This window comes from Acinetobacter sp. YH12145, from assembly GCF_013418335.1.
Lineage (GTDB): Bacteria > Pseudomonadota > Gammaproteobacteria > Pseudomonadales > Moraxellaceae > Acinetobacter > Acinetobacter amyesii.
Map to the genome: position 1 here is coordinate 55,501 of NZ_VPCE01000006.1, position 26,270 is coordinate 81,770.

Below are 26,270 nucleotides of genomic sequence, written 5' to 3' on the forward strand. Positions count from 1 at the left end.
AAAAAAGCCCTGTTCAGCCAGAACAGGGCTTTTTTCATGGTGATTTATATGTCATACCGATTTATAAGACATTCAACTCAATATTAGGCAAATGAAAGCCTCGGCAAGATTGTTCACTTTGCCATGCCACCGTCAACATCACATGCGGCAGTTGAATATTCTGATAAGCAAAAGTGCCAATTGCTGGATGGCTACACATCCCACCATTCTGCTCAGGATGACACTGTGTATTTAGTTCATTCAGGTTCACTCGAATCCCTAAACCTGATGCTTTAAGTACCGCCTCTTTGGTGGTCCAAACTTTAAACCAAAAATCAGGATCATGCTCAAAGTTCTCCCAATTGAGCAATTCTTCTGGATGAAAGCTATGTTGAGCCATCGCATCAAAACGAACTTTTCGATTTAAATCTTCAATATCCACACCAATATTGGCGATTTTTTCACTGCTGGCCAATACATAATGCTGCTGGCTATGACTATGATTAAAATGAAAATGTGGCAAATCAGGAAGAAAAGGCTTACCAAACGGAGACTTTGAAAAATCTGAATTTTCAACTGACCTATTTAGCCGCTGCCCGAGTAATTGATTTCGATATTGGTAAATGGCTTGTTTACGCACGGCAATTACCTCTTGACGACTCAAGCCATGCGGCTCCACAAAGAAGTCAGTAATTGCACTATATTCAAGCTGAATTTTCGCCATAAGTTATTGATCCAATATCTTTTACACTACGTCCATGACGCTATATTTTATGCGACTCTCCGACACAAAATACACCACAATACAGATGAGCGCATCGGTCCTTTGACTCGTCGAGATTTTAAAACTCAGTTTAAAAATATTTCAAAACACTTAAGAAATATTTAATATTATAAATATATTCAAATACTTAAGTATAATAAATATTTCAAATACATCTTTAATTAGATAAAATACTCTAGATTCTTATAACTTTAATTTAAAACTCGGGGTAAACCACATGCTAAGAAAAATCACCTTAATCAGTTCACTTTGCGTCCTACCATGTTTCGCTCAAGCAGGATTATTGGATGCAGCCGTTGCAGTAATGGGTGCCAAAAATGGCGCGATCATGGACCAAGCTGAAGCACGTATGAATCAAAGCCGTCAAGAAGCTGCCAATGCCGTGGCTCAAGCAGACCGTGGCTATGCCTCAAATTTCAATCAAGCTAACCAAACCAACAATAGTGTTTATAGCACCAGTTATTTAAAAACCTTAGATTGCACTGATCTGAGCGTTGAACGTAAAACTTTCGAACGTACATTGGAAGCATCGCAACTGGCATTAAGCCAAGCGTCTGCACAGCAAAATAATCAAGTTTCAAAATGGGCTGGTCTTGCTGGCAACGCGCTATCCGCATTTTCAGGTCAATCTGAAACAGCCGCGCGTATGGGACAATTTGCGACAGCTATTTCTGGCAATAAAAATACACAACAGGATAGCAGCAGCGCACAGCAAGCCATGGAAATTGCTCAAGCTAATCTGGATAATATTGATATTTACCGCCAAGCTAAAAAGTGTAAAAACTAATTTCTACATCTTTTTAGATAAATAAAGTGAAATAAAAAAGCCTGCATATCTGCAGGCTTTTTTTGTTCATCTAAACTTAGCGTTTGAATTTCTTTTCCGCCTTTTTGAACTTCTGAACATAACGACGTTTACGTGCCGCCGTACGCTCATCGATTTGCGACTTACGACCTTCAAATGGGTTATCAGAGGTTTTAAATTCAATTTTGACTGGCGTACCTTCAAGTTTATAAACTTTACGGAACACGTTTTCTAGGTAACGACGATAGTCATTTGGCGTTTTATCGACCTTGTTACCATGAATCACAATCGTCGGTGGATTTTGTCCGCCCATATGCGCATAACGCATTTTGATACGACGACCTTGAACCATTGGTGGTTGGTGCGCATCAGTTGCATCATTCAAGATTTGAGTGATTTTCGCAGGTGATACTTTCAAATGAGAAGAATCATAAGCACGGTGGATCGATGGATAAAGATCACCAACACCTGTACCGTGAAGTGCAGAAATTAAGTGAATTTTTGCCCATGGAATAAAGTCAAAACGACGTTCAACATCTAATTTACATTGTTTACGGTCGTAGTCAGACATGTTGTCCCATTTGTTGATGGCAATCACCATCGCACGGCCTGCTTCAAGCGCATAACCAATCAAATGCAAGTCTTGCTCAACGATCCCTTCACGTGCATCGACAACAATAACCACAACATGCGCATCTTTCATCGCTTGTAAAGTTTTCACAATCGAGAATTTCTCGATCATTTCGTCCACTTTACCTTTACGACGTACACCCGCAGTATCGATTAATGTGTATTTACGGCCATCACGTTCAAATGGGATATATATCGAGTCACGTGTAGTACCTGGTTGGTCAAATGCAACCACACGGTCTTCACCCAACAAACGGTTCACTAGAGTCGATTTACCCACGTTTGGACGACCAATAATCGCTAAACGTAAGCCTGTGTCTTTATCGTGTTGTTCTTCACTTTCATCTTCAGGTACATCAGCCAACACTTCTTCAAGCATTTGCTGAACACCACGACCATGGCTGGCAGCCACTTGAAGTGGTTCACCCATACCCAATTTGAAGAATTCAACTAAAGCTGCTTCGGCATGAACACCATCAACTTTGTTGGCAACAAGATAAACTTTTTTACCTAGCGTACGTAAGTCACGTGCAATTTGCTCATCAGATGCCAATAGGCCTGCGCGCGCATCGACCACGAAGACAATAATATCTGCTTCATTAATGGCAGTTTTTGACTGTTCTGCCATGTACGAGTCGATACCACCTTCAGTTTCGCCAATACCCCCAGTATCAACGACGATGAAAGATTTATTTTGATAAGTCGCGTCACCATACTTACGGTCACGAGTCAGACCGGCAAAGTCAGCAACGAGAGCATCACGGCTCTTGGTTATCTGGTTAAACAACGTTGATTTTCCGACGTTCGGACGACCAATGAGCGCAATTACGGGTTTCATAGATTAACCTTTATTCCAGATCAGCCAGTTTGGTCTGGTCTGAACATCAGAAAGCTTAGGAAGAATGGAAATAGGATAAATGCCTAAAATAAATAAAAACACGGGGCATTGATGATTCAATCCCCCGCGTTAAAAATACGGTTTGGCTTATTTTAACATAAGCCGCAGAAAAATTAACGGTTCTGCCAAATGCTTAATGCACCCTTACGTGTCGACACATATAATTGGTTGTCAATCACACGTAGTGAACGTACTTCACCACTGGTTTTAGAACGACCAACCAACTCACCTGTCGCTGGGTTGATTAAGTGAAGTACACCATCCAGATCACCAACCACAAGGTCTTGACCTAACATCACTGGGTTACTCAAATTACGATTAAGCAATTGGTCATTTTCCCACAATGTTTGACCAGTGGTAATTTCGTAAGCCACAATTTTACCATCAGTTTGTGTCACAAAGACACCATTGCCTGCAACTTCAGGACGCTGAATACTGCTCGCATCATTACTCCAGATCACTTGTTGTGATGCAAGATCAAGTGCTGTCACTTGGCCTTGGTAACTGGTGGTAATTAAAAATTGACCTGCTACAGTCGGTTCACCGTCAATATCAATGAGACGTTGTACATCTGAACGACCGTCTGACACTGCAACACGACGCTGCATTTTCGGAATACCGCTCAATGCATCAATCACATAGATATAGGCATTTGAAGAAGCGATGAGAACATGACGGGCATCGAGTGATACCGGTGCTGCCATACCACGTAAACTAAACTGCACATTTGGCAAGTTATAGGTCCAAGTTTGTTGACCCGTTGCCACATCGTTTGCGTATACCGTACCATCATTGGTGACTGAAATAACGCGACCTGCTTGAATCAACGACGGTGAAAGTAACGCGCCGGTTAATTGCGCAGTCCACTTTTGTTCACCTGTTGCCTGATCTAATGCAAATAATTGACCTTTTGCATTACCAACAACCACAATTCCGTCAGCTGCTTCTACACCTGCAGTCAAACCTTGTTTAGAGATTTTCTTCTGCCATAAACGCTCTTTGCCTTTGTAGGCTTGAACTTCACCATTAGGATTTACGCTAAAAACAACGCCATTATCTGCATCCATACGTAAACGCAGTGGATCTGCTTCTTCAGTTGAAGCCACACTGTTTGAAAATACAGGTGCTAAAGTTTTTGCCTGTTCCAATTTTGGTAAAGGATTTGGTTTTACTTTTTCTACTTTTCCTTTATTTGCACAACCAGCCAAAGCAAGTGTTAAAACTGTCAGCGCACAGGTAATTTTGTATTTTCTATTCATTCAGTTGCTTCCACTTGTGTATCTATAATCGGACGTTCAATTTCAGGATCATCAACTAAAACGCCTACACTTTCGAGTTTAATTTGTAAAATTTGACGTTCTTCTTGTCGCTCAACCAAAGCATCCCATGCACTTTGATAAACTTTCTTTGCATTTTCGATATCATTTTTTGCAACATAGACATCGCCACGGGCTTCATCTGCAGTCGCTTGAAAAGCAGGTTCTTTAACCGCTTCTAAAGTTTTTAATGCTTCATCAAATTTCTTTTGTGCCAATTGTGCATACGCTAAACGTAATTTCACCAATTGAACTAAGCCCGCATCGTCAACTTTTGAATTTTCAACTTTTTTCAAAGCTTTTTCAGCGTTGGCATAATCGGCTTTATCATATGCCAATTTTGCCATAAGCAACTGAGTTTGAATGGCTTGTGGCGAATCTGGCGCTTCTTTTACAATTTTATCTGCAGTCGCAGAAAGTTGTGTAAACGCATCGCCAGTCGCCGACTGAGCATCATCCATTAACTGCTGTACTTTGGCTGTTTGCATTTGCGATTCAGCCAAAGTTTTCTTCTGCCAGTATTCCCATCCGAAAAAGGCAATCAACGCAATTAAAATGCCGCTAACAATGGCAGAGCCATATTTTTTAGCAAACGATTTTAAATTATCAAGTTGTTCTTCTTCACTCAATGCGCTCATGAAATTACCTTTTTCCTTATGTTATAGGGATTATTTTGAAGAAATTTTTTCGATAATGAAGGCAACAAAGTCTGCCACATTCACTTCGTGTTGTTCTGCAATTGCTAGCTCTTTTACCAGCACTTGCCCTGCTGCTTGCTCACGTTCACCGTAAATCACAGCAAATAAAGCACCCGATTGGTCAGCTTTTTTCATTTGCGATTTCATTGAACCTTGTGAACCAACTTTTAAGCGAATGTTACTACCCGCTGCTTCAAGTTGATCACGTATTTGTTCAGCAAGCACCAACGCTTTACCTTGAGTTGCAGGATCTGAAACCAAGAATAGCTCACAGTCACGCACTGGGGTATTGTCTTCCACTTGTTCAAGTAGAAGAAGCAAACGCTCCATACCCATTGCAAAACCAACAGCAGGCACAGACTGATCTGCTTTACCTTTAAGCTGACCGACTAAACCGTCATAACGACCACCAGCACATACCGTTCCTTGAGAACCTAAGTGTGTAGTTGTCCATTCAAAGACCGTTTTATTGTAGTAGTCGAGACCACGAACCAATTTTTGATTGATCACAAAACCAATACCAGCGTCAGTCAAATACTGCTGCAATTGAGCAAAGTGAGCCAACGTTTCTTCACCCATAAAGTCGTGAAGTTTTGGCGCATTTTCCAAAATGCTTTGTGTTTTTGCATCTTTAGAATCCAAAATACGCAGTGGATTCGTGGTTAGACGACGCTGTGAATCTTCATCTAAGTCATTTTTATGTGACTCTAAAAATTCAACCAATGCCGCACGATAAGCTGCACGTTCATCAGACTCACCTAATGTATTGAGTTCTAATTGAACTTTATCTGCAACGCCCATGCGTTTCCACAAACGCGCAGTCATTAAAATCAATTCTGCATCTTGATCTGGTGTTGCAACACCAAAAGTTTCTACGCCAAATTGATGGAACTGACGGTAACGACCTTTTTGTGGTTTTTCATAGCGAAACATTGGGCCAACATACCATACACGCGGTGTAGCACCACGAAGTAAGTTATGTTCAAGCATTGCACGCACACACCCTGCTGTTCCTTCTGGACGCAAAGTCAAAGACTCAGGCGGATTACCTTTGTCTAAGAATGTGTACATTTCTTTTTCAACGATATCCGTTGCATCACCAATAGAACGTTTGAACAGATGAGTCTGCTCCACAATCGGCAAGCGAATTTGCTGATAACCATAAGCATCCATCAAGCTAGATAAATGCTGTTCTAGACGTCTCCATGCAGGACTTTGCGTAGGGAGAATGTCATTAAAACCTTTGATTGCGACGATTGAACTCATGATCTACTCAGAAAAACTTGTGCGAATAATCTCTTTAGCTTTAGCGTCTTCAAGATCGCTAACACGTTGACGAACCATCGCTTCGATTTCGTCAACCAACTGATTTGTTTCAATTAAATGGCTCTTTTCGCCATTACGATACACCAGTGAACGCGGACTTGCACCTACTACACCAATATCGGCTTCTTTGGCTTCACCCGGACCATTCACTTTACAACCAATCACCGATACATCCATTGGGGTACGAATATCTTCTAAACGCTCTTCCAATGTTTGCATGACTTTGATGACATTGAACTCTTGGCGTGAACAACTTGGGCATGCAATAAAGTTAATGCCGTTCGAACGTAAGCCCAATGATTTTAAAATATCAAAGCCAATTTTGATTTCTTCTTCAGGCTCTGCTGCCAATGAAATACGCATGGTGTCACCAATACCTTCCATCAACAAACCACCTAAAGCGATAGCAGATTTGACTGAACCCGTACGGTATACACCAGCTTCAGTCACACCCAAGTGTAATGGGTTATCAATTTGTTTAGATAACAAACGGTAAGCATCCATCGTCAGAAAGACATTGGATGCTTTAACTGACACTTTAAATTCATGGAAATTTAAGCGATCTAAAATATCAATATGGCGCATTGCAGATTCAAGCAAGGCCTGACCTGTAGGCTCACCATATTTCTTTTGAATATCTTTTTCCAGTGAGCCTGCATTGACACCAATACGCATAGAGATGTCATTATGTTGTGCAGCAGCTACCACTTCACGAATTTTAGCTTCTGAGCCAATATTACCCGGGTTAATACGCAAACAATCTGCACCAAGGTCTGCAACACGTAAAGCAATTTTATAATCAAAGTGAATATCAGCAACCAGTGGCACTTGCACACGTTTACGAATTTCACCAAAAGCTTCAGCAGCTTCCATACTCGGTACAGAAACACGCATGATGTCCGCACCGACGTCTACACAGCGCTGAATCTGTGCCACGGTCGCTTCGACATCACAAGTTTCAGTATTGGTCATACTTTGGATGCTGATCGGCGCATCACCACCGACATACACCGAACCTACTTTAATTTTACGCGTTGGACGGCGCTTAATTGGATTTTCAATCATTGTTCAGTCTGCTCTGTTGTCCCTTAACGTGATAAACGGAAATCTGCTTTGCCGTTTACGGTATATGGTGACAATGAAATATTTTCATTATTTAAGCTTAATGACACTGCTGTTGCATCATCCAAACGAATTTGGAATGGTGTTTCACCGTTTAAGTTGAGCGTCGATGCTTGACGACCTGTCGCCAACACCTTACCCGTCGAATCCACAATATGTACTGAAGTTGGGCTACTGAAGGTCAATGTCAATTGATCACCGCTGACCGCTGCATTTCCGCCATTCATGTCGAGGACTTGAACTTCTGAAGCGACTTCACTGGTCACAGCGTCTTCATTATCGCTGCCCGAGGTCATGCCCTGAATCGCTGCCACGATCGCACCAATGACCACCAACACTGCCAATGCAATCAGACCACGTTTGATCCATTTACGATTACGGTCACGATTAGAACCGGGTAATTTACCCATTATTTTAATCGGTGAATTGTTTAACGCGTGATTTGGCAACAATCCCGTATCGTTGGCATAAATATCATCAAAACGTTGAATGATATTGGTTGCATCAACTTTTAAATATTTGGCATAAGTGCGGTAGTAACCTTTAATAAAGGTCGCTTCAGGCAATGACTTATAATCATCTTGCTCAAGTGCAGTCAGTGTTTTTAATGGAATATTGAGTTCTGATGCGACAGCTTCAAGTTCCAGTTTTTGCGTAATACGTACTTGACGTAAATACTCACCTGGGCGTTGTACATTTCCTAATGCATTTGGAGCTACGCTCGAACCATTCGATTGCGGTGAATTAGGATTTACTTCCATACGGCCTCAGTACTGTACTGTAATTGCAAATAGCGTTGGTATTCAGGACTTTCTGGGAACAAAGCACGTAACTGGTTAACCAGTACTTGCATACCCAAATTGTCGCCATTGGCACGCGCTGTTCGAATGCCAATCCAGAGTGCACGCGCACCCTGATTTTTTTGTCCTACTGCACGTACAAATTGTTCATACATTTGTGTAGCAGCAGGGAACTGCTGATTCAAATAAAAGATTTCAGACAACTCTAACATTGAAACATAAGAATCACGATTAGCCTGCAAAGCTTGTTTGAATGATTTTTCAGCATTCGCCACATCACCCACTTTCAGGTAAATTCGACCTAAATTTTCCAATGCTTTGAAACGTTGATCATAACCTAAAGTTGAACCTGCGATGCTGAACTGTTCAATCGCATCATTATAACGCTCAACTTGGTATAAATACGTACCGTAGTTGTTACGTGCTTGAGAATTTTTTGAGTCTGCTGAAATTGCACGCTTAAAATAACTATCTGCTTTTTCTAAGTTGGCTGGACTGCCTTCTCGTTGTAGTAAGACACCCATCATCATATTGGCTTGGGAATCGCGAGAATCCACCTCTAAAGCCTGATCTAATGCACGTTTAGCAGAGTCCAAATCCCCTGCTTTCAAGTGTTCAACAGCCAATTGCGTTCTGATTTTTACGGCTTTCTCTGGGTCTTTTTTCCCAATCTCAGGCGTTTGACATGCTGTTAATGCCAAAACCGATGCACATAAAGCTGAAACGAAAGTGAACTTATACGTTAACTTTTTCAATTGGCTGCCTCTTTATTATCCTTGTGAGCGCAGTATCTCATTTTGCTGCGCAACTTTCTTTTTCCATTGCTCCGCACGACGAGTACGGTCAGCAACTTGCCCCACGAGTTGTCCACACGCAGCGTCGATATCATCACCACGTGTCTGACGAATCGTACACACAAAACCGGCATCAGACAAAGTTTTTTGGAAAGAAATAATACGGTTACGGCTTGAACGACCGTATGGCGCATGCGGGAACGGGTTAAACGGAATTAAATTAATTTTGCTTGGTAAGTTTTTCAACAGCTTTAACATTTGCTGTGCATGTTCAGGATGGTCATTTACACCATCTAACATCACGTATTCGATGGTCACGTGTTTACGCGAACTTTCATTACCATCTTTGGCGATATAACGCTGACACGCGGCAATCAACTGTTCCAACGGATATTTTTTATTGATCGGAACAAGTTCGTTGCGTAATTCATCATTTGGTGCGTGGAGTGAAATTGCCAAGGCTACATCAATGTCTTGTGCCAATTGGTCAATTTTAGGCACTACACCTGAAGTTGATAAAGTCACACGACGCTTCGACATACCATACGCAAAGTCATCCAACATGATACGCATTGAATTCAATACGGCATCATAGTTCAACAGCGGCTCACCCATGCCCATCATCACCACGTTGGTCACTGAACGTTCACGATCAGCAACTGGCACATCTTCCATATAAGAGAAGTTCGCCATCCACAGCTGTCCAATAATTTCAGCTTGGCTCAAGTCACGTTGGAAACCTTGTTTACCAGTTGAACAGAATGAACAGTCCAGAGCACAGCCTACTTGTGACGAAATACACAAGGTCTTACGTGCGCCGGTTTTATCTTCTGCTGGAATGAGTACAGTTTCAACCAATGAACCTGCACCATCACCCACACGGAACACCCATTTACGAGTACCGTCTTTTGAGTAATTTTTATGCACCACTTCAGGCGCTTTAATTTCACAAATCTTTTCCAATTTTTCACGAAGTTTGCCAGAAATATTGGTCATTTCAGCAAAATCAGTCACGAAGAACTGATGAATCCATTTCATCACCTGCCCAGCACGGAACTTTTTCTCCCCCATATCTTCGAAGAATTTTTCCATTTGCGGACGTGACATGCCCAGTAAATTCACTTTCTCCACAGTATTTTGCTGCGTCGGAGCGGATGGAGATTGTTGCTGTGCATCAGAAACAGCTGATGTAGCGACTACTTCAGTACTCATGTGTAATTACCTAAACCATGTCTAAAGATCAAAGGAGAAGCTCAGTTATTGAGCAAAGAATTATTCAGAGAATAAAAAAACCAGACAAGCAGTATACCACTTATCTGGTTTGAATACTTCGAATTAACGAGTACGTGGAGCGATCTCAGTTTGAGCGAAGAAGTAGTTAACTTCACGATCAGCAGATGCTACAGAGTCAGAACCGTGAGCAGCGTTTTCGTCGATGCTTACAGCGAAGTCTGCACGGATAGTACCAGGAGCAGCTTCTTTAGGGTTAGTTGCGCCAAGGATTTCACGGTGAGCAAGAACTGCGTTTTCGCCTTCAAGAACTGAAACTACAACTGGACCAGAAGTCATGAATGCAACTAGGTCACCAAAGAAACCACGTTCTTTGTGCTCAGCGTAGAAGCCTTCAGCTTCAGCTTGAGTCAAGTGTTTCATTTTAGTTGCAACGATTTGAAGACCAGCTTTTTCGAAACGAGCAAAGATGTCGCCGATGTGGTTTTTAGCAACTGCATCTGGTTTAACGATAGATAAAGTACGTTCAATAGCCATGAGAGGCTCCTTAAGTCAATTTGACGTGAAAAATTTGCCGCATTATACCGAATAATGCGCTATTTTCTGCTTTTGCTATACAAAAAAATTGCTTTTTTCGATGTAGGGATTAACTTGCCTCATCAATCCAGGCCATCTGAATTCCCTCAAGCAGACCTTCAGTCGACTTTTCTGGGTCATCAGTGAAATTTGGCAATGCACATACCCATGCATGTAGGTCAGTAAAGCGAATCCATTGCGGATCAACATCAGGGTGAGCTTCATACAGCTCAATTGCGATATCAATGGTATCTGTCCAGCGTAAACCCATGGGTCTTCCTAACATCGTCTATAGAATGATGGCTTACTTTAACAAATTTCAGCAATTGGACGTGATAAACCCTTTTAATTTTTTTATTACCAGATTTTGCAATTGAGATCTCCACATCAAACTATAAAACCAAACCAAAAAGAGGTGCACAGAGAATAATAACAGCACCGATGGCAGCGCCTATTGCAGCACCGACTGCGACATCACTGGGGTAATGCAAACCTAAGATCATGCGGGATAATGCCACCAATAAGCTAAAAGGCAACATTAACACCAACAGCATGGGTTGAATATAGCCCAGCACTGTTGTTGCCATGACCGCATGTAGAGTATGCCCCGATGGAAAGCTAAAATGATCTAGAGGGCGTTCACCTAAGCGAATCACTTGATGCACTTGGTACGGTCTTGGGCGCACAGTTTTCTTTTTGAGGAGTTTATAGATCGAGGTGCCGACTGAACCACCCAGTAATACATAGATGATTTGTACACTGTAGGAGATACCCTGCACGATCCAAACCGTCGCCAACATGACATACCAAAACACACCATCACCAAGTCGACTCACCATTTTAAATATGTCAGCGACAACTTGTTGATGCGAAAAATGATTGAGATAAATACAGCCTTTTAAATCGAGATGCAGCATTCTTGTTTTTGCATTTTTAAAATTCATCGCTAATCTCCTATCTACAGTCAAAGCCTGACTGTGTTGGGGTTGAGCTAGATTTGTGTTGTTATTTTTACAAGTTGAGATCTGTATTTGACTCAGCTTAAGTTATATTTTTGACAGTGCAATGATGCTTTGATGACAGTTCGATGAATATTAATTTTTGAAGATGCTCAACTTTTCTATACAACCAATAGCGCTAGCTCCATTGGCTCATCATGGCTTGATCCACCACGCGATATAGCGCGTGCTCAAATTGCTGTACAGGATATTGCCAACCAATTTTAGCTGCGTCTTTTGCCGCTTCGATGCCCATCGTTTTTAATTTGGCGCGTTGCGGCAATTGTTGCATAAGACGAATAAATTCATCGGTTCGAGATAAATGACATAACCATCCCGTTTGCTGATTTCTCACGTACAGTTGGGCACATGCGGCATTATATGCAATCACCGGCAATCCGCTAGCCATCGCCTCCAAAACCACATTACCAAAGGTCTCAACCTGACTTGCGAAAACAAAAACATCCGCACTGGCATAGGCTTCCGATAAAGCCTGACCACTTAAACTTCCCATAAAAATAACATCTAGGGATTTTGCCAGTTGCATTAATCGTTCAAGATCTGGCCCATCTCCCACAATGACCAATTTCGTTCGTGCATCCATGGCCAACATCGAACGATAGGCTGAAATTAAAACATCCACCTCTTTTTCAGGAGATAGCCGACCGACATAGAGCATCACGCGGGTATGTTCATCTGCTTGCCACTGTTGTCTCAGTTCTGCTCGATAATGTGAGGGAGAAAATCGACTATGGTCCACACCTCGCCCCACCACCACCAATGGACAACTAAAACCTAATCGATGCAAGGCATCCGCAGTATCTTGGCTCGGGACACAGGTGAGTTGAGTATTGTTATGAAACCATCGTAAATAATGTTGTACAGGCTTCATTAAAAACGCTAAATCAAAGAAGCGACTAAAATCATGAAAGGCCGAATGAAAACCACTGGACACAGGAATCTGTAAAGAACGCGCCAGTTGAAGCATAGCAAATCCCAAAGGTCCTTCAGTGACTATATGCACAATGTCGACTTGGGCTTTTTTTAAAGCTTTACTCAGCTTAATTAGTTGCGGCCAGCCAAATTGTAAACCTGAATATTTAGGAATCGACTGCGCTCGAACCAAACACTCTTGATCAGGTCTGAAATCATGACAACTTTCGGACTGTTCAGGACGTATTAAAAAAATGGAGTGGCCTTGTTGCTGCAAGCCTTTACACAACTGCAATAAAGAATGTGCAACACCATTAATTTCTGGCGCCCACGTATCTGTAACAATGGCGATTTTTAGACCTGGACGGATTAAAGTTGAGACCGTTTGCACATCCATTCGTGATTGCATATGCTTAAATTGGAATTGAAAGCGTGCAGGTTCATCCTGCATACGCCCTAAATTGATAGCCGATTCTGTCATGATCTTACATGCTTCTTATAAATGTATATCCACAGTTTAAGCAGCAGTTTTTTGCATTTTGATGATTATTTGATGACAGTTTATTGAAAGAAATTATCTTATTTCATCTACAAAATCATGATTTATCCGTAATTTTTAATCACTTTTAAAATCGTCTGACCCACACGAGAAGTGATTTGCATATCTGCGTTCATCCGCTCTAAACGCCCACTCCTACTACGAAGCCCCACACTCAAACCAGCTTGATTGACCAGATCCACATCAACCCCCACGCCATTGTCTTCAACTTCCATTATCAACGCTGAGTTTTCGTAGTAAATTCGGATCTGCACCACGGTCGCATGACTATGCTTCACAATATTGGTTAATGCTTCTTCGGCTACACGCTGTAAGGTTAAACATTCCAATGGGGTAACATCCACCTCCCATTTTGCAGGAACTGACCATTTAGCGTGTATATCGAGCTCATCAAATAACTGATTAAAACGGTGCCTAAAGGGTGCCATCCATAACAATGGGGTTTCAGGCAGTTTGGTGCCTAAACTTGAACCGCTATCAATGATATGTCGTAAATCATCTCTTAAAATTTTCAACATCGATAAAAATTGCGAATTGGTCAGATCTTTGGAACTCTGCTCAACCGATGCCATTGAACGAACCAAGGAGCCACCTAAGCCATCATGTAGCTCATGTGCAATTTGAATACGCTCTTGCAAGCGGGTATTTTCCATTTCTAACTGATAATGATTTTGTAGGGTATGCGTCAACTCTTCCTTTACTTGAGTGACCGTTGTTGCCAACGTTTGATTAAACTTTTCAATTCGTCTCACACTTTTAGTCAAGCGTAGTGCAAAAATAATCGCCACACCCAAGGTTGTTATCGGGGAAGCATATGCCGAAATCAAATCCCCTTCATTCATCATTAAGCGCCAACCGTCATGGGCACCAATTGGGACATAAATCAACAACATAATCCCTGCCAGCAACTTGGCTTCAACTTGTCCTGATTTATAAGCAATCCACGAAAATGTCAGGCAATTCAGCATATAGCAAGCATAGCCCACCATAAAACTCAAATCTAAGACAGGTTATACCAAAGACTGTGGTGTAAAAAAATCAAGCAACCCAATACAAAAACAGTCACCCCCATAGCTTTTTCAAGACGTGGAAATTTTCGTCCTGCAAAACGCCAAGGATAGAGACAAGTCGCTGTCGTAAAACAAAGAAAGATAAAGATATGCAAACGATAGAAATCTAGCGTTGATAGCCCCCAAAGCGTCTCGGTAGCTAAAAGTTGCCCAACGTATAGCACCCAAAGAAAACTGGTTATGGCATACCAACCAAAAGCGTTCTCTTCGCGTCGAAACAGCCAAACCAGCCCCGCAATGACCCCCAAGATAAACTCAAAAATAGTGGTGTAGCTATGCAAGCCTCGCATAGCCAACCAATGTTTTTCATACACTTTGGTATTATCGTGATAGCGGTTTAAACTAACCTCACCAAGCCCTGGATTCAGTGCATTGACGCCCACCACTCGTATCAGCACTTCATTCTGACCTTGCTTTAGGCTGTTGGGTGGAATTACCCATTGCCGAGGCATATTCCAACTTCGTGACAAAGGCTCTTGTAATGAATCATCCTGCCAAAACAGCTGACCATTCAAATACATTTGCCCTGCCATATTGATGTAACTCACCATCAAAGAAAGCGGATCTGAGCCTGCATCTTGACACGTGTATTGCCATTTCAACCGATACCAAGCTGTGCCAGAATAATTATCCCAACGATCTTTCCAACGATCTGGTAACTTTTCTATCGTTTGCCAATGCTCATGCCCGGTCAATTCTCCGCTTGGCATCTGCGCCTGAGCGACTTCTTGACTGACTAATTTTGACTGACATGATTGGGCAATAGCTTGTGGACTTAGCCCAATTGCACCAAATACAAGACAAAGAACGGTAAATTTCAGCTTTAAAGGTTTAATTAGAGAAATGAGGACATTTAAAAATGTCAGACGTGTTTGAACGCAATACGCCAAGCACATCGAACCTTTTTTCCGACATGCGCAACTTGGAGCATTTGAATGATAGCGATTCAATACTGACCTTCCCCGTTAGCCGAAATAAAATGGCTAAAATAAAAACAAGATCACATATTAAACCTATGAACTCTAATAAGAAAAACTTTTTCTGAATTATTTATTCTTAACGCTATATCGATATTTTAACATCTCGAATACTCAAGACATTCACATCCAACTTTATATTTGCAACAGAGAATGGAGCTACTTAGATTGAAGCTAGAGACTCACATTAATATCTATACTCAAGCTTCAATCTAGCGACATGAACTTAGCACTCTGCATATAATCACCTTAACCATGAAATAAAATCACTCGCTAAGCCTCTCAAAACACCATATTTACAAAGACTGTATCGCGGTAGATTCCTGCAGGTGTCGTTGCATTCACTCGCTCCACCAAACGCACAGCAATCACATAGTTATTTTTGCCAGCGCCTTGCTCTGTAGAAACATTCCACAGATTTTCCATCGCACCTGAAACAGTCATTCGTGTTTTGAGCTTAATCGGGCCATTCGTCACAAAACTACTGCCCGAAGTATCCTGCAAATTACGGCTATTAAAGCGTATGCGGTATTTACCGGAACAATCGACACTAAATGAACTCGCCGCTTGACTATTATAGTAATTCGCCAAGCGCATATTGGTTTCACTGATTCGTCCCATTTCACAACGACTCGGTGCAGCAAATGTTATTGAACTAAATAACGCTGCTGAGATGAGTAAAATACTTTTCATTGGAAATACTCCTTTATTTACACTGCAATGTAATTAATTCAGGAGTTTGGTTTTCTACCTTTTTCGGCACTGTTAATGCTGTTTGGCAAGATCGACCACCACTGGTCCTCACCGTCAACTTGTAGTAACCTTCAACCAAACCATATAACATTACCGTGCCATCTGAACCCACTGGATAAACATCAGCTTCTGGGGTATCAATTGCAACTTCACTTCCTGCAACAAATTGATGACCTTGTTCATCCAATATTTTGACCAATATTTGTTGTGTATCAAATACTGAAAAATTAATGTTATAACCACGCTGTCTTAATGCGACTAAACGATGTGCAGCATTTGGAACTTTGCTTTCGATCGGTAATTGATTTTCATCAAATGAAATATCGTAATTAATATAAGGAACAATATCGTGTACAAAGGCATAGCCTTTTTTATTGGTTTTCGCGACTGGAGACATTGATCGCATGACATCAATATCTTCACGACCACCCACATTCACTAAAGCAAAAGCATTATCGACAAAACTGGTCAATGCGTATTGACCACCCAACCACACCATAGCGCCACGGTAGCCAACCTGTGTTGTTGAATCATTTTCACTATAGAGATGACTCAAGGTTAAATCACCTACATCAGTGGACAAACCACCATAGGCATTTAATACCGTTTCATCATTACGATAATCCACACCGAGCGCATAATTTGCACCATATTCACCAAATGCATTTTGGATGAAACGTACACCGCCGGATTTATTGGTACCTGCATCAGCCTGAATACGTTTACCACCACCAAAATTATAAGAAAATGTAATAAAGGCACCTGAGTCATCGCTATCACCAAATTCTTTAAAATAATTGGCGGTATACATTAAATTCTGTGTGATTTCGCGACTCACACCCACTGTTAGCATTTTGCGATCCTCTAATTCAAATAAAGGATCACTAGATTCATACTGGGTTTGTTCGATATAGTTCAGGTTTAAATTTTGAAAGAATGGAAAATTAGCAAAACTTAAATACGCCATATTTTCAAATTTTGGAAAAATATGATTATCTTCATAACCCAACGCCCGATAATCATTTGTAGCGTAACGAGAACTCACACCAAAATTGAGTTTCCCGAAATTACGACTGATAGCCAAACCAGCAGAATAGCCATCGTCGTCATCGGTTTTACTGCCTAAAAAAATACTGTCTAAAACAAACCATCGATTGACCGCTTGCGTCCATAGCAGTCCTGCATTTTTTACTTTGTCACTATAGGTAGCACTTGCACCTAAAGTGGTACGACTGGTGACACCTCTACGCCAATAGGCTGAACTAAAAAAATCGCGATAATCGCTATTTTCTTCGTCATAACTGAAGCGTAGTTTCCCTAATGATATGTTGTAATCATTTAAATCTTCTTTAAGCAATTTACTACTAATTAACACCGGGAAGCTTCGAACTGTGGTATTCCCCAATACATCTTGTACAACCATTTGCGCTGTACCCGCACTTTCAATATTGGCACCTGTTTGTAAGTTATAATCTCCAGGTGAAATCTTTTTCTGATAAATATTTACGCCATCAATATATAAATCAACAGTCGAAGGTAAAACCGCACTACCTTTTAGACTTGGAATATTCCAATACACGAAATCTGGACGTGATGTATAGTCTGTACCAAAACTCAAACCACCAAATCGCACACCATGAATTAATGCACTATATGCAGAGGTCGTATCACCAATAACCAGTTTGGTCGCACTTTTAGAAAAATCAAACTCAAGACTACTATTTAACCTGACGAATTTTTCTTCACGATAATCATCACCTTTATTATTTCGATAAAAGGCATTATTTCTTAAAATCCAATTGTCTTTAAACACGCCCAGTTCAGGTAGCACACCAAAATTATTATGTTGAGTATTATTTTCAAAATGCATTTCATAATTAAGAAATGCACCAAAATTTGCAGGCATCGGCTGGCTGATTAAGGTATCAGTTTCTAGCCCAAAGAAATATTTTGATGGAAGATTAATTTTGACGGCTTGCAATTGAGGATCAAATCCAGACTGAATATCTTGATCCGTTACCAAACAAAATGAATTTTTAGTTGCATGTCGTTTCAGAATTTCTACTTTGATTTGCAGCTTATCAAGATCTGCGCACTCTATATAAAACTTGTTATTTTCAGTCAGTAATAATACTTCGCTCTTGCGGTCTACTTCGTTTACCCAAATACTGGTTGGAAATAAATCATCAGGCATATCAACGGCTTCTGCATGAGCAGAATTAGCACATAAAATACAATATAGAAGCAATGTAATTCTGTTCATAGCCACTACTCAACTAAATTAAACTCCAAAGGAGTGTCACCTTTATCTGTTTCCACAACGACTTTATAATTACTAGCGCCTTGTAAAGAAACATTCCCGATGTCGTATTGGTTTTTACCTAATGCCAATAAATATTTCATATCGGAAGATTCAGCGACTGTTTTCTTGCTTTTATCGATGACATAAAGTTTTTGGATTTGAATGTGTGATTTTGCTAAATTTTCAACCTGAATAATGGTGCGACCATTCATTTTTTTGGCAATAAATTTTAAATAAGCGGGTTCTTGTTTGCCGACAAAAAATGGCACATTAATACTTAATAACAGTGCAATTTTCGATTCAGAGTTCGTCACTTGAGGTAGCTCAGTATAAATAATACGCCATGCTTCTTCTTGTTGTAGATTCATACTCTCTACAGATTGAGTAAAACCCACACGAACCATTTGTTTTGAGTTTGGTTTTAGAATGAAATTTTTCGGATTGATAATAATATTGGATTCAGGTGAAAGAATATCTTCACCTGCAGCATTTTGAGTCCATTTAAATGCTTGAGCTTCAAAAATACGTGGTGTCTCATCATCCCCTTTCGATTCCAAAGTAAATGTCGCACTGCGTTGTTTAGATTTATCGGTTAAATATAACTGCACAGGGCTAATTGAAATTCCTGCAAATATTTGAGGACTCAATAAGCAAGTTATTAAACTAAATGAAACGACTTTGAATAAACTTTTCATATACCCACCCCAGTACATTTAAATATTATTATCAATTCAAAATAAAAAGAAGTTGACCCTAACTGTGTAGAATCAACTCCCGAAATTTGGATTAGTAAGCTACTTTGATATATAAAGTATCTTTGTATGTACCAGCACGTTGAGTACCTGAAATTGTATTTTTTGGAGCTACAGATACAGCAAAGTTATCAACGCTCATACCAGCTACAGGTGTAGAACCGATTGGATAATTCACACCACCTTTTGAAGTCGTGATTTTTGTAAATACTTTATCACTAGTGGTTTCATGTTTTACAAAAGTATCTGCACTTGAACCCGCGTTTAGCGTAGATAGATTTAATGTATATGGAGTGTTCGTTGTAACTGTAAAGCCACTAGCACCCGTATAACTGTCTTCAACGAGTTTGATGTCTTTACCTACCAAAAGCTCACATGCTTTCAGAATCTGTAACTCGATGTCGATTTCGCCTTCACACGGCGCACCGCCACATTGTTTAGATTCTTTTTTACCACCAGCGATTGCAGATGTTGCTGGAAGTGCTACGAACAATGTTGCAGATAGTACTGCGGTTAAAATTTTAGATGTAGACATTTCACTTCTCCATTCTCATATGAGATTTATTAGTATGTGCATCAAAGGATATTTATTAAGAAAAACTAATTAATCTTACTTTCCCTAGGTGCTGATTCATTCTTAATCATGTTGAGAAAAAAAGAACCTAATATGGAAATTTCACACGAATAATCATGTAATATTATTTTTTACAAATATTTAAATTATGTGGTTGTAATATATTAAATATTTTTAATTTTTATATTTTTATTTAATTTTTCTCTTTATCCCAAATTTTGGGGATTTTTTTCATATCCCTATTTTTTGGTATATTATATCTTATTGTTTTTATTAAATTTAGTAACTTTAAAAATAATATAGGCTGTTACATATTTCACCAAATATTTGTGAAATAGTTCAAAATAATTTTCAAACAAAACAATACTACGTGAATATTCAACTATATTAATAGTAAAGACCGATTAAATTTAAATTTTAAATAGAATCTTAAATATATAATCACTACTTTCAGGTATGTCTTTTGAAACGCAATACAAGAATTACGTCACCAAATACTGAGCCTTTGTATTAAATTACAGGTTTTGAAACACGCCTTAGTTTCCAATGTTAAGCTTTTGTAAAACATATTTTCTTTCTTTAAATTTCAGTTTTTGTTTTTCATAATTTTTAGAATCTAATTTATTACGTGAATTATCACGTATATTAAAATTCCCCCCTGTCTTTCAACACTCATTTTACTTTGCTTTTTTATTCAAAATACGGACTACCTTCTTTAAAACTGCCTAAATTCTTCTTTAGAAAATTCTATAAATAAAAAAAGCCCCAAGTTATGGGGCTTTTTAAAAAATTTAACTTACTCACTGACTGGATAAAGCAATCCTTGATCGACTCGAAAGATTTGACCTGATCCAAAGTCGATCTGCTGCAGCTCTCCTTTTAATTTTGGGAAGCCAGCAATTTTCTCCAATTGCGGTGAGCGTTGAAAATTCTTCGTTTTAGGATTGTACATCCAATAAATAAATCGCTTATCTTCTATTTTTCGACCATCAGAGGTATCCGAAAGTACAACATCATAGTATCCATCAAAGTTTACATCTAAGAATCCCATACTATTCCCAAAAGCATTAAAGCCTTGTAATGACTGTAGTACTTTGCCATTTGATTTATTAATCACATCTACGCGTTTTAGTGACTTCCCATAAGGTTGGTCTGCAGATTGCACCCCATAAAACTTAAACAGCAGGATAGGTTTATCTGCAGCTTTAAACGCAGGTTCAAACTGTAGATAACTTGTAGATGGTGGTGCCGTTTGTTCCGTCAGTTCAGCTTTAAACGAGCCTGTATTTGCATTCAAGGTTCCTGCCAATCGATAAGCTGTTGCAGCACTTTGTTCAGTCACAACATTAACTGAATTCAAGTCAATAAAATCAGCTTTTTGAGTCCCTTTAAAGTTAATTTGTTTGGGCTCTTGCAGATCAGTCAAAGTCCCGTGCGGATTCCATATACCAGCATACAAATCTAAGAAATAGCGCCCCTCAGTCGAGCGAAGCATCCGCTGCATGGATATGCGAACATCAGGTAAAGGCTTTAACTCAGGCAGTGTTATATCTGCCTCTTGTGCAAAACTCACCACTGGTAGACAAAGAGCGAGTAAAAGAGAGATTTTTGATATTTTCATTGCAATTACACACTCCATGCAGCATGAATAATGCCTACTCTATCACAACCTAAATTCAACACAGATGACACAAATATAGGAGTTTTGAAACCACCTACAACTCAAATCATCAGATTAAATTGGAGTCGCTTTTAAAGCCCAAGTTTCCAAATCTAATGAAATACATTTCAAACCAATATTAAATTGAATACATAGATCTTTCAGCAATTCAAACTGATCTACCTTATGATCAATGACTGGTTTCACAAGCTCTTGCTTTCTTCTAAGATCAATATATGCATTTTTCCCAACATATACTTCAACAAAGGCTTCTTCAGGCAATTTTAATGTATAAATTGGACGCGTTTGCAATTGGACTCTTTGCCAAAGTTGGTCATTGATATATGCATGTGTTTTTGTAGAAAAGTGATACCCGAATTGAGCATCGCTAATATTCTTTACAATACGACTTCCTCTTCGTATGCCCATTCCTGCATTTTATAAAGCAAACCATGCTTTATTAAAACTTCTTCATTATCCCAATTTAAAATATTTGAATTTCCTACCGACATTAATTTTTCAACACTTGCCACATTGGCCTGCTTCGGCGCTGTTTTTAAATATCTCAATTCTCCTTTTGTTGAAGGAATAATAAATTGATCACCATCTTCAAGGCCTGCTTTGCATGTGTCTATTCCGATCACGACACCTTTTTTAACTATCCCCATAATGTGGCCAGATGAGTAGATTTAAAGCAGTTCTAGTCAAACTTAAAATCACATATTTTCTAGAAAACTGATTTCGGAATGCCCTACTGCTACCGATGTCGGTACATCCAAATTATAAAAACCAAAACCAGTGCATTCAAATGGGTCATTAAAATCTTCTAAATGTGAAAACCTAGAGATTTTGTTTTTAAAATCGTTAAAGCAGCTTCAAAACTCACATATTTATATAAAATCATTATTCTAACCCACGCTAATATTGGGTTCCTTGTAGCATAAAACTCAAAAGATAATTAAATAAATTCTTTTCTTTGCTTACGATTTTGTTCGCTTGGATCCAAAGTATGAACGAGTACAAAACATTGTTTTGTACGAAGTACAACGAGGCAGCACACTGTTTTGAGTGACGCGTAAGGAATGAGAGCACTACTTTTCTATTTTTAAGGCAAGTAACTTTAGATATTAAAAAACCCACTCAAAATGAGTGGGTCTTCGCATTCAAATCAATTGATTCAAGAAATTAGTTTTTCTCTTTATCAACGATTTTGTTCGCTTGGATCCAAGGTACGCAAAAATAGAAAAGTATGCTTTTCTATTTTTAAGGCACGTAACTTTAGATATTAAAAAACCCACTCAAAATGAGTGGGTCTTCGTATTCAAATCAATTGATTCAAGAAATTAGTTTTTCTCTTTATCAACGATTTTGTTCGCTTGGATCCAAGGCATCATCGCACGTAACTTGTTACCAGTTACTTCGATACCATGCGCCGCGTTTTGACGACGACGAGCAGTCATAGAAGGATAGTTCAACGCACCTTCTTGGATGAACATCTTCGCGTATTCACCAGATTGAATACGTTTAAGCGCATTACGCATCGCTTCACGAGACTGTTCGTTAATCACTTCAACGCCAGTTACGTATTCACCATATTCAGCATTATTTGATACTGAGTAGTTCATGTCCGCGATACCGCCTTCGAACATTAAGTCAACGATCAATTTAAGTTCGTGTAGACATTCGAAGTAAGCCATTTCTGGTGCATAACCAGCTTCAACCAAAGTTTCGAAGCCCATTTTAACCAATTCAACAGCACCACCACAAAGAACTGCTTGCTCACCGAAAAGGTCAGTTTCAGTTTCTTCACGGAATGAAGTTTCGATAATACCAGTACGGCCACCACCAACACCTGAAGCGTAAGAAAGCGCAACGTTACGTGCATTACCAGAAGCATCTTGGTGAACAGCGATAAGATCAGGTACACCTGAACCACGTTGGAATTCTGAACGTACAGTATGACCAGGCGCTTTTGGAGCAACCATGATTACGTCAAGGTCAGCACGTGGAACAACTTGGTTATAAAGAACAGAGAAACCATGAGCAAATGCTAGCGTTGCACCTTGCTTGATGTTTGGCTCAATTACGTCACGGTAAAGTTGTGATTGGAACTCATCTGGAGTCAAAATCATAACTAAGTCAGCTTGAGCTACAGCAGCAGGAACTTCTGAAACTTTAAGACCAGCATTTTCAGCTTTTTTCCAAGAAGTAGAACCAGCACGTAGACCTACAGTTACATCAACGCCTGAATCCTTAAGGTTAAGCGCATGAGCATGGCCTTGTGAACCATAACCAATGATTGCTACTTTTTTGCCTTGGATGATAGATAAGTCTGTGTCTTTATCGTAAAAAATTTGCATTGCTGTCTCCGCTAAAATGCTTTCGTTTCCTTTAACTTGATACCGTGATTCTGTTTGATTATTCACGTTTCAAGTACCTCACCCATAGGAGTGAGGTGAATATATAAAATTAGATAGTTAAAACTTTTTCGCCACGTGCGATACCTGAAACACCTGAACGTACAACTTCTAGAATTGTATTTTCAGCTAAGGCATCAATAAAACCATCTATCTTTTCAGTTGTACCTGCGATTTGAATGGTATATGTCGTTGGTGTTACGTCTACAATTTGTCCACGGAAAATATCCGCAGTACGTTTAATTTCTGCGCGCGCTGAACCAAGTGCTTTGACTTTAATTAACATCAATTCACGCTCAATATGAGCACCTTCAGACAAATCAACAACTTTAACAACTTCGACAAGCTTGTTGAGTTGTTTGGTGATTTGTTCAATTTTATGCTCATCGCCATACGTGGTTAAAGTCAAACGCGAAAGCGTCGGATCTTCTGTTGGCGCTACGTTTAATGTCTCAATGTTATAACCACGCTGAGAGAATAAACCTACCAAACGTGAAAGCGCACCTGCTTCGTTTTCTACAAGTACAGAGATAATATGTCTCATTGTGTGCGCTCTCCTTTGCCTAACCACATATCTTTCATTGACTGGCCAGCAACCAACATTGGATATACATGCTCTGAACGGTCAACCATCACGTTAATAAACACGCACTTGTCATTGATCGCCATCGCTTCAGCAAGCTTCGACTCGAGTTCATCTGCATGGTCAATTTGAATACCCACATGACCATACGCTTCCATTAATTTAGGGAAGTCAGGAAGTGACTCAACATACGAGCTTGAGTGACGACCTTCGTAGTTCATGTCTTGCCATTGCTTAACCATACCTAATGCACGGTTATTCAAGCATAGAATTTTTACATTCAAGCCATATTGCTTACATGTAGATAGTTCTTGGATACACATCTGAATCGATGCTTCGCCAGTAATACACACTACTTGTTGATCTGGGAAGGCAAGTTTAGCTGCCATAGCATATGGCAAACCTACACCCATGGTTCCTAGACCACCTGAGTTGATCCATTGACGTGGACGTGTGTATTTGTAGTAAAGCGCACCAAACATTTGGTGTTGACCAACGTCTGAAGTAATGATGGCTTGACTATTGGTAATTTTATCCAACGCTTCAACAACTTGCTGTGGCTTCATCGAACCATCAGTTGGTTTGTCATAGTTCAAACCATGAACTTGGCGCCATTCATTGATTTGTTTCCACCAAGCCCCGATATCTTCAGGATTTGGTTTAGACACATTCAATTGTTTTAATTGCGCCAACATTTCAGTCAATACAGGCTCTACTGCACCCACAATTGGGATGTGCGCCATAATTGTTTTTGAAATCGTTGCTGGGTCAATATCAATATGAATGACTTTCGCATTTGGACAGAATTTCGCTGGGTTATTGGTTACACGGTCATCGAAGCGCGCACCTACACACAAAATCACATCTGCATTGTGCATCGTCATATTGGCTTCATAAGTACCATGCATACCCAACATACCAATGAATTGTTCATCATTGCCCGGATACGCACCAAGACCCATTAAAGTACTGGTTACTGGATAACCCAATAAATGTGCAAGTTCTGTCAACTGTGCAGAAGCGTTGCCTTGAACCACACCACCGCCTGAATAAATAATTGGGCGTTTAGCATGAATCAATTCATCAATTGCTTTACGAATTTGACCTGAGTGACCACGATGCGGCGGTTGATACGAACGCATTTTCACTTTTTCAGGATATTCGTAAGCAAATTTCTCTGCTGGATTCGTCGCATCCTTTGGAATATCAACAACAACAGGACCCGGACGGCCACTTGAAGCGATATAAAATGCCTTCTTAATAATCGAAGGGATTTCGCTTGCATGACGTACTTGGAAGCTGTGTTTTACGATTGGGCGCGAAATACCGACCATATCCGTTTCTTGGAACGCATCCTCACCGATAAGATGGCTTGCAACCTGACCTGACAAAATCACCATTGGGATTGAGTCCATATAGGCAGTTGCAATTGGAGTTACGGTATTTGTTGCACCCGGACCAGATGTCACCAGTACGACACCTGTTTTACCTGTGACACGTGAGTAAGCATCAGCCATATGACCAGCAGCTTGCTCGTGGCGCACTAGGTAATGATTGATTTTTTCTTGTTGAAATAGCGCATCATAAATATGCAGTACTGCGCCGCCTGGGTATCCAAAAACATGTTCAACGCCTTCGTCCGCTAAAGCGCGAACAAGCATTTCACCACCAGATAAAAGTTCCAACGTGATTCACCCTAATCTTTTTTCACGCACAAATGGAGGGCATTTGTCG

At 40.0% G+C, this 26,270-nt stretch carries 26 protein-coding genes; 1 reads left to right on the forward strand and 25 read right to left on the reverse strand.

The window, feature by feature from the left end; genetic code table 11:
- Window positions 1–61: 61 nt before the first annotated feature.
- Entirely contained in the window at window positions 62–703 is a 642-nt protein-coding gene (locus FTU80_RS07680; protein ID WP_180084661.1) for a 4'-phosphopantetheinyl transferase superfamily protein, read from the reverse strand.
- Window positions 704–980: 277 nt separating this feature from the next.
- Between FTU80_RS07680 and FTU80_RS07685 the strand changes: the two genes are divergently transcribed.
- Window positions 981–1,550 carry a hypothetical protein gene (locus FTU80_RS07685; protein WP_180084662.1) on the forward strand — a complete coding sequence of 190 codons (570 nt, stop codon included), beginning with the start codon at window positions 981–983 and terminating at the stop codon, window positions 1,548–1,550.
- A 76-nt stretch (window positions 1,551–1,626) separates the two neighbouring features.
- Here FTU80_RS07685 and der read toward each other — a convergent pair whose 3' ends face one another.
- The 24 genes from der to FTU80_RS07805 all read right to left on the reverse strand — a co-directional run bounded on the left by der (window position 1,627) and on the right by FTU80_RS07805 (window position 26,221).
- Window positions 1,627–3,036, reverse strand: a complete 1,410-nt coding sequence (gene der, locus FTU80_RS07690) for a ribosome biogenesis GTPase Der (protein WP_111884742.1) — start codon at window positions 3,034–3,036, stop codon at window positions 1,627–1,629.
- 173 nt (window positions 3,037–3,209) lie between these two features.
- Complete coding sequence (gene bamB, locus FTU80_RS07695; RefSeq protein WP_078189607.1) at window positions 3,210–4,355, reverse strand: outer membrane protein assembly factor BamB; 1,146 nt, start codon at window positions 4,353–4,355, stop codon at window positions 3,210–3,212.
- Window positions 4,352–5,050: a tetratricopeptide repeat protein gene (locus tag FTU80_RS07700; protein WP_078189608.1), complete on the reverse strand. Its 699-nt coding sequence runs from the start codon at window positions 5,048–5,050 to the stop codon at window positions 4,352–4,354. Before FTU80_RS07700 ends, bamB begins: the two co-directional genes overlap by 4 nt.
- A gap of 30 nt (window positions 5,051–5,080) precedes the next feature.
- Window positions 5,081–6,376, reverse strand: coding sequence for a histidine--tRNA ligase (gene hisS, locus FTU80_RS07705; RefSeq protein ID WP_078189609.1), 1,296 nt, complete (start codon window positions 6,374–6,376; stop codon window positions 5,081–5,083).
- A 3-nt stretch (window positions 6,377–6,379) separates the two neighbouring features.
- Window positions 6,380–7,501 carry a flavodoxin-dependent (E)-4-hydroxy-3-methylbut-2-enyl-diphosphate synthase gene (ispG, locus tag FTU80_RS07710; RefSeq protein WP_180084663.1) on the reverse strand — a complete coding sequence of 374 codons (1,122 nt, stop codon included), beginning with the start codon at window positions 7,499–7,501 and terminating at the stop codon, window positions 6,380–6,382.
- Between the two features lie 23 nt (window positions 7,502–7,524).
- The gene (locus FTU80_RS07715; protein WP_180084664.1) at window positions 7,525–8,319 is read right to left on the reverse strand and encodes a RodZ domain-containing protein; all 795 of its coding nucleotides are present in this window, start codon (window positions 8,317–8,319) and stop codon (window positions 7,525–7,527) included.
- A complete protein-coding gene (gene pilW, locus FTU80_RS07720; RefSeq protein WP_078189612.1) occupies window positions 8,310–9,113 on the reverse strand; it encodes a type IV pilus biogenesis/stability protein PilW in 804 nt (267 codons plus the stop codon). Before pilW ends, FTU80_RS07715 begins: the two co-directional genes overlap by 10 nt.
- 15 nt (window positions 9,114–9,128) lie before the next feature.
- Window positions 9,129–10,364: a 23S rRNA (adenine(2503)-C(2))-methyltransferase RlmN gene (gene rlmN / locus FTU80_RS07725; protein WP_180024403.1), complete on the reverse strand. Its 1,236-nt coding sequence runs from the start codon at window positions 10,362–10,364 to the stop codon at window positions 9,129–9,131.
- A gap of 123 nt (window positions 10,365–10,487) precedes the next feature.
- The gene (gene ndk / locus FTU80_RS07730) at window positions 10,488–10,919 is read right to left on the reverse strand and encodes a nucleoside-diphosphate kinase (RefSeq protein ID WP_078189614.1); all 432 of its coding nucleotides are present in this window, start codon (window positions 10,917–10,919) and stop codon (window positions 10,488–10,490) included.
- A gap of 109 nt (window positions 10,920–11,028) precedes the next feature.
- A complete protein-coding gene (iscX, locus tag FTU80_RS07735) occupies window positions 11,029–11,229 on the reverse strand; it encodes a Fe-S cluster assembly protein IscX (RefSeq protein ID WP_078189615.1) in 201 nt (66 codons plus the stop codon).
- 121 nt (window positions 11,230–11,350) lie between these two features.
- The gene (locus FTU80_RS07740) at window positions 11,351–11,902 is read right to left on the reverse strand and encodes a phosphatase PAP2 family protein (protein ID WP_180050139.1); all 552 of its coding nucleotides are present in this window, start codon (window positions 11,900–11,902) and stop codon (window positions 11,351–11,353) included.
- A 193-nt stretch (window positions 11,903–12,095) separates the two neighbouring features.
- A complete protein-coding gene (locus tag FTU80_RS07745) occupies window positions 12,096–13,373 on the reverse strand; it encodes a glycosyltransferase family 4 protein (RefSeq protein ID WP_373685191.1) in 1,278 nt (425 codons plus the stop codon).
- A gap of 119 nt (window positions 13,374–13,492) precedes the next feature.
- Window positions 13,493–14,437, reverse strand: a complete 945-nt coding sequence (locus FTU80_RS07750; protein WP_180084666.1) for a sensor histidine kinase — start codon at window positions 14,435–14,437, stop codon at window positions 13,493–13,495.
- A gap of 11 nt (window positions 14,438–14,448) precedes the next feature.
- On the reverse strand, window positions 14,449–15,408 hold the full coding sequence (locus tag FTU80_RS07755; RefSeq protein WP_180084667.1) for a hypothetical protein: 960 nt from the start codon (window positions 15,406–15,408) through the stop codon (window positions 14,449–14,451).
- A 369-nt stretch (window positions 15,409–15,777) separates the two neighbouring features.
- Window positions 15,778–16,188: a hypothetical protein gene (locus FTU80_RS07760; protein ID WP_078189619.1), complete on the reverse strand. Its 411-nt coding sequence runs from the start codon at window positions 16,186–16,188 to the stop codon at window positions 15,778–15,780.
- Window positions 16,189–16,201: 13 nt separating this feature from the next.
- Window positions 16,202–18,511: a fimbria/pilus outer membrane usher protein gene (locus tag FTU80_RS07765; protein WP_180084668.1), complete on the reverse strand. Its 2,310-nt coding sequence runs from the start codon at window positions 18,509–18,511 to the stop codon at window positions 16,202–16,204.
- Between the two features lie 5 nt (window positions 18,512–18,516).
- Window positions 18,517–19,245: a molecular chaperone gene (locus FTU80_RS07770; protein ID WP_180084669.1), complete on the reverse strand. Its 729-nt coding sequence runs from the start codon at window positions 19,243–19,245 to the stop codon at window positions 18,517–18,519.
- A 91-nt stretch (window positions 19,246–19,336) separates the two neighbouring features.
- Window positions 19,337–19,837, reverse strand: a complete 501-nt coding sequence (locus FTU80_RS07775) for a hypothetical protein (RefSeq protein WP_180084670.1) — start codon at window positions 19,835–19,837, stop codon at window positions 19,337–19,339.
- 835 nt (window positions 19,838–20,672) lie between these two features.
- Window positions 20,673–21,497 carry a hypothetical protein gene (locus FTU80_RS07780; RefSeq protein ID WP_257221466.1) on the reverse strand — a complete coding sequence of 275 codons (825 nt, stop codon included), beginning with the start codon at window positions 21,495–21,497 and terminating at the stop codon, window positions 20,673–20,675.
- 114 nt (window positions 21,498–21,611) lie between these two features.
- On the reverse strand, window positions 21,612–21,848 hold the full coding sequence (locus tag FTU80_RS07785; protein WP_180084672.1) for a hypothetical protein: 237 nt from the start codon (window positions 21,846–21,848) through the stop codon (window positions 21,612–21,614).
- 86 nt (window positions 21,849–21,934) lie between these two features.
- Window positions 21,935–22,204 carry a hypothetical protein gene (locus tag FTU80_RS07790; RefSeq protein ID WP_180084673.1) on the reverse strand — a complete coding sequence of 90 codons (270 nt, stop codon included), beginning with the start codon at window positions 22,202–22,204 and terminating at the stop codon, window positions 21,935–21,937.
- Between the two features lie 675 nt (window positions 22,205–22,879).
- Window positions 22,880–23,896: a ketol-acid reductoisomerase gene (gene ilvC / locus FTU80_RS07795; protein ID WP_078192867.1), complete on the reverse strand. Its 1,017-nt coding sequence runs from the start codon at window positions 23,894–23,896 to the stop codon at window positions 22,880–22,882.
- A 109-nt stretch (window positions 23,897–24,005) separates the two neighbouring features.
- A complete protein-coding gene (gene ilvN, locus FTU80_RS07800; protein WP_078189625.1) occupies window positions 24,006–24,497 on the reverse strand; it encodes an acetolactate synthase small subunit in 492 nt (163 codons plus the stop codon).
- Complete coding sequence (locus tag FTU80_RS07805) at window positions 24,494–26,221, reverse strand: acetolactate synthase 3 large subunit (RefSeq protein ID WP_078192673.1); 1,728 nt, start codon at window positions 26,219–26,221, stop codon at window positions 24,494–24,496. The genes ilvN and FTU80_RS07805 overlap by 4 nt, the downstream gene beginning before the upstream one ends.
- Window positions 26,222–26,270 lie beyond the last annotated feature (49 nt).

Excerpts from the sequence above, each read along its gene's own strand:
- FTU80_RS07680 (WP_180084661.1), bottom strand. The coding sequence starts at position 703 with ATGGCGAAAATTCAGCTTGAATATAGTGCAATTACTGACTTCTTTGTG.
- FTU80_RS07685 (WP_180084662.1), top strand. The coding sequence starts at position 981 with ATGCTAAGAAAAATCACCTTAATCAGTTCACTTTGCGTCCTACCATGT.
- der (WP_111884742.1), bottom strand. The coding sequence starts at position 3,036 with ATGAAACCCGTAATTGCGCTCATTGGTCGTCCGAACGTCGGAAAATCA.
- bamB (WP_078189607.1), bottom strand. The coding sequence starts at position 4,355 with ATGAATAGAAAATACAAAATTACCTGTGCGCTGACAGTTTTAACACTT.
- FTU80_RS07700 (WP_078189608.1), bottom strand. The coding sequence starts at position 5,050 with ATGAGCGCATTGAGTGAAGAAGAACAACTTGATAATTTAAAATCGTTT.
- hisS (WP_078189609.1), bottom strand. The coding sequence starts at position 6,376 with ATGAGTTCAATCGTCGCAATCAAAGGTTTTAATGACATTCTCCCTACG.
- ispG (WP_180084663.1), bottom strand. The coding sequence starts at position 7,501 with ATGATTGAAAATCCAATTAAGCGCCGTCCAACGCGTAAAATTAAAGTA.
- FTU80_RS07715 (WP_180084664.1), bottom strand. The coding sequence starts at position 8,319 with ATGGAAGTAAATCCTAATTCACCGCAATCGAATGGTTCGAGCGTAGCT.
- rlmN (WP_180024403.1), bottom strand. The coding sequence starts at position 10,364 with ATGAGTACTGAAGTAGTCGCTACATCAGCTGTTTCTGATGCACAGCAA.
- ndk (WP_078189614.1), bottom strand. The coding sequence starts at position 10,919 with ATGGCTATTGAACGTACTTTATCTATCGTTAAACCAGATGCAGTTGCT.
- iscX (WP_078189615.1), bottom strand. The coding sequence starts at position 11,229 with ATGGGTTTACGCTGGACAGATACCATTGATATCGCAATTGAGCTGTAT.
- FTU80_RS07740 (WP_180050139.1), bottom strand. The coding sequence starts at position 11,902 with ATGAATTTTAAAAATGCAAAAACAAGAATGCTGCATCTCGATTTAAAA.
- FTU80_RS07750 (WP_180084666.1), bottom strand. The coding sequence starts at position 14,437 with ATGGTGGGCTATGCTTGCTATATGCTGAATTGCCTGACATTTTCGTGG.
- FTU80_RS07760 (WP_078189619.1), bottom strand. The coding sequence starts at position 16,188 with ATGAAAAGTATTTTACTCATCTCAGCAGCGTTATTTAGTTCAATAACA.
- FTU80_RS07765 (WP_180084668.1), bottom strand. The coding sequence starts at position 18,511 with ATGAACAGAATTACATTGCTTCTATATTGTATTTTATGTGCTAATTCT.
- FTU80_RS07770 (WP_180084669.1), bottom strand. The coding sequence starts at position 19,245 with ATGAAAAGTTTATTCAAAGTCGTTTCATTTAGTTTAATAACTTGCTTA.
- FTU80_RS07775 (WP_180084670.1), bottom strand. The coding sequence starts at position 19,837 with ATGTCTACATCTAAAATTTTAACCGCAGTACTATCTGCAACATTGTTC.
- FTU80_RS07780 (WP_257221466.1), bottom strand. The coding sequence starts at position 21,497 with ATGAAAATATCAAAAATCTCTCTTTTACTCGCTCTTTGTCTACCAGTG.
- FTU80_RS07790 (WP_180084673.1), bottom strand. The coding sequence starts at position 22,204 with ATGGGGATAGTTAAAAAAGGTGTCGTGATCGGAATAGACACATGCAAA.
- ilvC (WP_078192867.1), bottom strand. The coding sequence starts at position 23,896 with ATGCAAATTTTTTACGATAAAGACACAGACTTATCTATCATCCAAGGC.
- ilvN (WP_078189625.1), bottom strand. The coding sequence starts at position 24,497 with ATGAGACATATTATCTCTGTACTTGTAGAAAACGAAGCAGGTGCGCTT.